Here is a 7051-nt window from a genome sequence, read left to right as displayed (position 1 = left end):
GTCCGGTGGTGGAGGCGCGGCAGGGGGAGTCAGTAGCCGTGTCCCCGCGCCCGGTGCGACGACTTCACCCGGCGGAATGTCGAAGGTGAGGGCCGCTACCGGGTCGATGACACCGTGGCCGACCTGATTGTCGACACCTCGGGCCGGATTGTGCGCGGTCCGCAGGATGCGGTTGACGATCTGATGCGCCGAGAGGCCGGGAAATCGGGCACGAACCAGCGCCGCCACCCCGGAGACGTAGGCCGCGGAGAAGCTGGTGCCCCACAGCGGAATGGCTGGTTCGGCGGGCCGCGCCGGTGGGTGGGCGTTCACCGCGCTCGAGTTCTGCGGCGACAGAGCGGTCACGCCGGTACCGGGTGCGGCCACTCCCAGCCACGGCCCGGCAAGGCTCTTGTCAATCGGCGTTCCCGTTGGCGTGACCGCACCGACGGAGAGCACGTAGTCGGAGAACCACGATGGCGACGAAATGGTCACCGCATGTGACCAGTCGCGGGGATCGTTGGGATTCAACGGATCCAACTGCGGATTCTGTGCGCACCCCTCCTCGCCCTCGTTTCCGGCCGCGGCGATGATCACCGCATCCTTCTGGGTGGCCGCGTACCAGACCGCCGCCCCGATCGCCCGCTGGTCGAGTGCTTCCGCCGCCGGGACACAGGCGGTGACGCTGACATTGATCACTGTGGCGCCCAGGTTCGCTGCGTGCACGATCGCACTGGCGAGTGTGGCCAGTGTCCCGGCCTTCCTGCGTGCCTCGATATCGCCCCGGCCGGGACTGCTTGGTTCGAAGGCCCGGGAGGACTGCCGTATCGAGATCACTGAGGCATCCGGTGCGACGCCTGCGACACCGTCCTGGTTGCTTGGCCTGGCCGCGATCACCGAGGCGACCAGTGTTCCGTGCGCATCGCAATCCGACAGGCCGTCACCCCCGGTGATGTAGTCGCCGCCGGGCAGTGCGGGCAGTCGCGGGCTCGGCGTGACTCCGGTGTCGATGACGGCGACCGACACCCCCTTCCCGGTCGAGTACCGCCAGGCATCCTTGATGTTGAGCATGGTGAAACCTGCTGCGGGCCGCATCACATCAGGCGCCCCGGCCGCGATGGCGGTCGCGCACACATTGCTTTGCCGCATCGGCTGCTCCGGGGCGGGCGGACCATCGGCCGGCACCAGCAGCCGATCCACCTGGGGCGGTGCGATCGCCAGTGCAGCAGGAACATTGGCCGCACCTGCTGTCAGCATCACCACGAGAGTGACCGCGAATAGCCTCATCGCATCCGGACCCAGGTGAACAGACCGCTGATCCACGCGGCCAACGGCAGGGCGGCGACGATCGCTGCAAGTTCCAGCCACTCGGCCACCATTCGCACCAGTGGGGTGAAGCGGGTGCCGGGCACCCACAGTGCGGCTGCCAGTGCTGCGGCGCCGAACACCAGTAGCAGCGCCGAGGTGATGATCAGAGCTGTCGCCGAATTCGCCCGCGGATCAAGCGCGTAGCGCACGACGCCGGTGCAGAATCCTGCCACCGCGCCGCCTACCAGCGTGACGGCCTGGCGTCGGTCGGCGAATGCCCGGGCGCGGCTGATGAAAATCACCACAAACAGCACAGCGAGTGCCGCTGCCGCCCCACCGTGCGGTCCGCCGGGGGTGATCGTCGCCCAGATGGCCGGTGCAAGCGCGATGGCGTTGCCCATGCAGATGCCGGTGAGGACACCGTTGGCCCGCTGCGCCGCATCGGTGATCTGTGAACAACCGGGCGTGCTGTCTGTCGGCATGTCGCTGTCGGCGCTGTCCTCGCTGTCGTCATCGACAGGTGCGACCACGTCGATCGGCAGTCCATCGCCGCGGTGGAAGAGGTCCCGACCGGTGACCGAGCCGAAATGAGGTGGACGGATTCGCGCCGCCCACAGTGCGATGGTCGGACTGATGGACAGTGACACCAGGAGCATGACCAGCGCGCCCAGACCCAGACGCTGGGCCGGCACGTCGGCGAACATGCGCACACCCGCGATGAGTCCGCCGATGACGCTGAGGGTGACGACGGTCGCGGCACCGCTGAGGTTCCTATGCGTCACCGCCACAGCCGCACATGTCAGCACCGCCGTCGCCAGCGCGGCGACGAACAGGTGTGCTGCGCCGAGTGCGCCGGGCAGTCCCAGCGTCAGACCCGCGGTAAGAAGCGGGACGGCGAGCCACACCAGTGCGGTCAGCAGGTCCCTGCGCCCGGGCCACCAACGCCATACGGCGACCCCGCCGGCGCCGAGCCCAAGGCCCGCCGTCCCGGTCACCACTGCCGGCCAGATGGAGTCGGTCCGGATCCGGGCGTAGACGGCGAGTCCGAGAACGGTCAGCGCGACCGCACCGAGAATCGCCAGCGCGGTCTGCGCCGCGGTCTCAGCGGTGACGGGTTTGAACAGCTTCTTCCCCGCTCCGGCGAGTCCGGTCGACAGGGCCTCGCACTGGGGCTCGAAGGAGTCGCCTTCGGAGGCCGGCGCGAGCACCAGCGTCATACCGTCCTCGATACCGAGATCCTCGAGGGTTCTGGCGATATCGAGTCGACTGCCATTCGCACGCTGGAGTTCGTAACCCACTCCCGGATCCAGTCCGGGCGCGCCTCTGCGTCGGAGGTCATCACCGAGCAGTTCCACGGCACTGTCGAAGAACACCTCGACAGGAACGGCAGCCGGGTAGACCTGGGAGATCAGATGGTCGCCACAGATCACCGCCACCGCGCACCGTGCGGGCAACGTCACCGTCGCCATCAGTGTGGCCTCTCGGCTTCGGGAACGTACTTGTCGGCGATCGCGGCGGTGATCTCGAACAACCGCAGTCGGGTCTGCTTACGGATCTCATCCTGGGTATCGATGATTCCGCCGTCGGCCAGGTGCGGGTCGTACGGCATGAACTCCACGTCGGCACCGCTGCTGCTGAAGCGTTCTGCCAGATATGCTTTCGCATCCTGGTCGTAGCTGTTGCGACTGTCGTTGAGAATCACCAGGCTCCGGGATACGAGTTCGTGGTAGCCCATAGAGCGCAACAGATCGATGGCGCGGGTGACAGGCAGTGAGGTGTCCGCGGTGAGCCCCGATACGAAGACCAGGGTGTCGCAGGAGTCCAGCACCGCCTTCATCACTGGGTGCTCGAGGTCGTCGGAGGTGTCGACGAGAATGATGTTGTGCGTCCGCCGAAGCCGTGCCAGCACGCCGGCGAACATGGCCGGAAGCAGCGGCCGGGCCTGATCGGATGCACGGTTACCGGCCAGAACGTCAAGCCCAACAGCGTTCTGCCCCAGGTGTTCCCGGATATCTGCGTACCCGTGGACATCCGGATCGTCGAGCACGGCGGCGTAGTCACCGGGCGGAGACTCGTCGATCCGGCCCGCGAGGGTCCCGAATCCGGGCGCGGCGTCGATCGCCACCACGTTATCAGGACGGCATTCGCGCATGATTCCGCCGATGCACGCGGTCATCGTGGTCTTGCCGACGCCGCCCTTGCCGGATACGAATGCGATCACATACTGCTTGCGGATATGCCTGCGGATGCGGTCCCGGAGTTCGCGATAGTGTCGCTCGGCGGGGGATTCGCCGGGGTTGACCGTCTTGAACGAGACGGTGTGCACCAGCCTGCGCCAGCCTGAGCCCGGGGCGATCTTCCGCGGAGCGACCATGTCGGAGATCCGCAGAGTCTCCGAGACCGAATCGACCCTCAATGAGTTCGTCACTAGACGGCCTTTCTCTGTGAATACCAGGTTTGGTGAGCGGGTAGGCGCTGCATCAGCATCCGCACGGCGGTTGCGACGGCATCTGCTGTTCCGGGCGCCACCACCGTCCACGAGGCGCCGCCGTGGTCGACCTGCTCGCTGACCAGCCGGCCCTCAGGGGTATCGATGACAGTCACCGCACCCGCGTCGACATGCCACCGGCCCGACGCGGCACCGGACTGGATCGCGACGATGCAGGTCTGGCGGGAGTGCTCCGGCTGTGCGGCGAGAGTCAGGGTGCGGATCTGTTCGGGATCGAATCTCCGCTTGCGCAGAAAGCCCTGCAGTGACGCAATATCGCCGACGGCACCGAGCATCTCGCCGGTGCGGATACTCACCGGGCGCATCAGGGCTGCGGGCATCTGCCCACACAGTCGGTCGATCTGGTGGGCGATCGCCGCACCGGCGGATTGCTCAGTGGTGGCTGTGCCGGCGGCGCTGAGTCGGATCAGGTCGGCAGAGCGCTCAAGAACCACCCACCATTGGGCGAAGCGAGCGAGCAGCATCCGTGTCGGCGGCCCGGGATCGCCGGGCTCCCGCGACTGAATAAGTAGTGCGACATCACGTCGCGAGAGAACCGTCAACCACTCGAGGACGGTGCCATCGACCACCCCCGCGGCGGTGATGACTCCGGCGTCGAGGAGCTCTCCGGCGACCGGATGAACCATCGCCGCCTGTCTGCTCTCGATACTCGGAAGGTGCGGCCGCAAACCCAGTTCCGGGGCCAGCACCTCGATACCCGAGAGCACCTGAAGGACCCACAGGCCGTCCAGCGTCGTCGTCAACATCGTGTCCCCCACATCTCCCCCGAGTCAGCCGGTGGGGGAACGTGATTCGTGCCCCCACCGGCTGAATGTCCTAGAACAAATTGCCCATCATCACGTCGGTCTGGTGCGCGCTGTCATTGACGCTGCTGATGGTGTTGCCGTGCTGGTTCAGGGTGTCGATCAGCCCCCGCAGTCCCTGGAGCATCTGCAGCTGTGCCGCATGGAATGACGTCGCGGCCGATCCCTGGAAGAAGTCCGCAACGGCGTTGGTGCGCTGGAGGATGTCGTCGTGGATCTCCATGAGCTGGCTTGATCGCGCGCCTACGTCGGATGCGAAATCGGCGACCGCGCCGTGGTTGTAGGTGATGTTGTCGGACATGGTGATTCCCTTCGTGGCTGTCGTGGTGATCAGGCGCCGGCGGCGAAACTGGTCAGACTGTGGGCGGCGTCGGCCTCGTGCTGCTCCATCATCGAGGCGGCCTGGCTCAGTCCATGGGCCAGACGGGTACCGCCGGTGATGGTCTGCTGCAGGTCGTGGTTGATCTGGACCGCGGTGTTGATCGAGGCGAGTTGCGCCTGGCCGCCCCAGACAGCGGATCCCAGACCCTCGTGGCTGCTGAGGTATCCATTGGCGACCGACGTTGCGTACTCCAGCGCCGACTCGATTGCCTGCTGTGTCGTGCGCAGAACGTCGGGTGTGACGACTAGTGACATGTGAACTCCTTCTCGTTCTCGGTGGTGTGTCTGCGGTGAGTATTGGGGGGTGGACGAGGGCTGTCACTTCACCTGTGGCAAACCCTGTTAGCCGACCTGCCCGTCACCCCGGCGTTTGCTGATCGGTCCTGGTCGGCGGCACGGCGACCCGAGCACGCACGACCTCGTCATCCTTTGCTGTGCCTTTGCCGTCCCTGGGGATTCCGGCCGAAGCCGGGGCCATCGGCATCGGTCCCACCGCGGTCGGTCCGCGAAGCTCCGCGGCATTCAGCGGGCCGGTCTTGAGGCCCACCGGCCGGCCGGAGTTCTCGGCGGGGAAGCTGGCCGATGGTCGGGAGTAGCTGGTGAGGCCGCCGCCCGGAAGTCCGCCCGCCGAGATTCCCGCCCCCGCCGCGCCCGCTCCGCCCGCGACCCCGCCGACAGACGTCGGTGCCGACGCTGTTCCGATCATCGGAAGACCAGCCGTGCTGTTCTCGGGTGCGAACATTCCGGCGAGCGGTCCTGCCATCGACTGCGGCAGCCCGCTCAGCCCCTGTAGCGACTGCAGTGGCGCCTGCGCCATCCCGACGGCCGGCTGGGCGGCGCTCACCGCGGCCTGCAGTGGTTGCGCCATCGTGGCAGCCGCCTCGACCGGAGCGGCGGCGTTCCTGGCTGTTGCCGACGCTGTCTGCTTCATCGCCTGCCCGGCCGCGACTTGCGCACCCTCCTGTGCCATCGCCGCCGCCGCGGCCAGCGGTCCGCCCGCGGCGGAACTGGGCGGCAGAACCGGTGGTGGAACGGCGAGTGCGGCGATCAGCGCGGTCAGGGTCGCGCCGTACGCCGCACCGGCGCCGGCGTTATGCGGCCAGTGTTCGCCGAAGTATTCGCAGTCCAGAGCAACGATTGCCGGAGTCAGGGCCCCGAGGACAAGGGGGTTCATCGCTTCGTCGGCGGCTTGTTCGGCGCGGTTCGCGAGCGACACCGCCGCCGGGATCATGGTGGTCAGTGCCGTCTCGTATGCCGACACCGCACTGGCCAGTAGCGGAGGTTTCGCCTGGGCCCAGCCGGCCAGAAGTTGCAGGGATCCGTTCAGTTCCGCGGCGGTGCTCGACGAACTCGCGCCACCGACGCCTTGAAAGTCGGCGGCTGTCACAGCGGTGCTGACACTCGACACCGAGAAGGCGACGTCATCGGTGACCGCCACGGCCTGCCATGCGGCGGCACTCGCCAGTGTTGTGGCCGTGCCGGCAGCGCCGGTTCCGGCAAGGCGGAGGTAGTTGACCTCCGGCGGTGACGAAGGCCACGCGGGATCGGGCATCGTGCGCCGCCTACAGCGACAGCGCGGTGTTGTTCACGATGTCGGCCGCGGTATAGGTCGCCGCGGCGATGTCCTGGGAACCGGCGAACAACCCCCGGTTGGTCAGGTGTTCGGTGGCGGTACCGATGTAGGCCGCCCCCGCGGCGTTCACCGCGGCGGCGAATGCCGCCGAGTCCAGATCGGCACCCATCGGCATGGCCGTCGTGAGTGCGGCGGCGGCTGTCGATGTCGCGGCCGCCATCTCAGCGCTGATGCCGGCCTCGGTTGCGGCGGAGGCCGCGATGATTGCTGAGTTGACGTCGAGTTCCATGCTGATCCTTCCGATTGCCGCGCACCGTTGCTGCGGGTACGGGCGACCGTAGGTGTGCCGGACGCATCTGTCGAGTCAGGTTCTCCGGTAGGCAGCAAATACTGTCAGGCTCAGCTCGACGCCAGCCAGGCCGCCTATCGCCGTGCCCCCCACGTACCGACAAAACGCGACGGGTAGCGCCCGGGCCCGATAGTTGTGGCTCAGAGGCG

The 7051-nt window shown here is 67.3% G+C and carries 7 protein-coding genes and 1 pseudogene; all 8 read right to left on the bottom strand.

The window, feature by feature from the left end; translation table 11 throughout:
* Positions 1-1236, bottom strand: a 1236-nt coding sequence (gene mycP / locus ACR2JI_RS04845; RefSeq protein WP_526388590.1) for a type VII secretion-associated serine protease mycosin, incomplete at its 3' end; no start/stop codon positions are given.
* A gap of 26 nt (positions 1237-1262) precedes the next feature.
* Positions 1263-2756 (bottom strand): type VII secretion integral membrane protein EccD, encoded by a 1494-nt coding sequence (gene eccD / locus ACR2JI_RS04840; RefSeq protein ID WP_526388588.1) that lies wholly within the window; start codon positions 2754-2756, stop codon positions 1263-1265.
* Positions 2756-3694, bottom strand: a pseudogene (locus ACR2JI_RS04835) (MinD/ParA family ATP-binding protein); the annotation flags it as partial. The pseudogene ACR2JI_RS04835 and the gene eccD, both read right to left, overlap by 1 nt.
* Before the next feature lie 20 nt (positions 3695-3714).
* Entirely contained in the window at positions 3715-4542 is an 828-nt protein-coding gene (locus tag ACR2JI_RS04830) for an ESX secretion-associated protein EspG (RefSeq protein WP_526388586.1), read from the bottom strand.
* 70 nt (positions 4543-4612) lie between these two features.
* Positions 4613-4900 (bottom strand): WXG100 family type VII secretion target, encoded by a 288-nt coding sequence (locus ACR2JI_RS04825; protein ID WP_526388584.1) that lies wholly within the window; start codon positions 4898-4900, stop codon positions 4613-4615.
* 29 nt (positions 4901-4929) lie between these two features.
* Positions 4930-5235: a WXG100 family type VII secretion target gene (locus ACR2JI_RS04820; RefSeq protein ID WP_526388582.1), complete on the bottom strand. Its 306-nt coding sequence runs from the start codon at positions 5233-5235 to the stop codon at positions 4930-4932.
* Positions 5236-5338: 103 nt separating this feature from the next.
* The gene (locus ACR2JI_RS04815; RefSeq protein ID WP_526388580.1) at positions 5339-6532 is read right to left on the bottom strand and encodes a PPE domain-containing protein; all 1194 of its coding nucleotides are present in this window, start codon (positions 6530-6532) and stop codon (positions 5339-5341) included.
* Positions 6533-6542: 10 nt separating this feature from the next.
* Positions 6543-6842 carry a PE domain-containing protein gene (locus ACR2JI_RS04810; RefSeq protein ID WP_526388578.1) on the bottom strand — a complete coding sequence of 100 codons (300 nt, stop codon included), beginning with the start codon at positions 6840-6842 and terminating at the stop codon, positions 6543-6545.
* Positions 6843-7051 lie beyond the last annotated feature (209 nt).

Origin of the sequence: Mycobacterium sp., from assembly GCF_051006775.1 — a bacterium.
Classification (GTDB): domain Bacteria; phylum Actinomycetota; class Actinomycetes; order Mycobacteriales; family Mycobacteriaceae; genus Mycobacterium.
This window is presented reverse-complemented; position numbering and strand designations above follow the sequence as displayed.

Bases quoted from the DNA above. Each gene is read 5' to 3' on its own strand.
- eccD (WP_526388588.1), bottom strand. From the start codon at position 2,756: ATGGCGACGGTGACGTTGCCCGCACGGTGCGCGGTGGCGGTGATCTGT.
- ACR2JI_RS04830 (WP_526388586.1), bottom strand. From the start codon at position 4,542: ATGTTGACGACGACGCTGGACGGCCTGTGGGTCCTTCAGGTGCTCTCG.
- ACR2JI_RS04825 (WP_526388584.1), bottom strand. From the start codon at position 4,900: ATGTCCGACAACATCACCTACAACCACGGCGCGGTCGCCGATTTCGCA.
- ACR2JI_RS04820 (WP_526388582.1), bottom strand. From the start codon at position 5,235: ATGTCACTAGTCGTCACACCCGACGTTCTGCGCACGACACAGCAGGCA.
- ACR2JI_RS04815 (WP_526388580.1), bottom strand. From the start codon at position 6,532: ATGCCCGATCCCGCGTGGCCTTCGTCACCGCCGGAGGTCAACTACCTC.
- ACR2JI_RS04810 (WP_526388578.1), bottom strand. From the start codon at position 6,842: ATGGAACTCGACGTCAACTCAGCAATCATCGCGGCCTCCGCCGCAACC.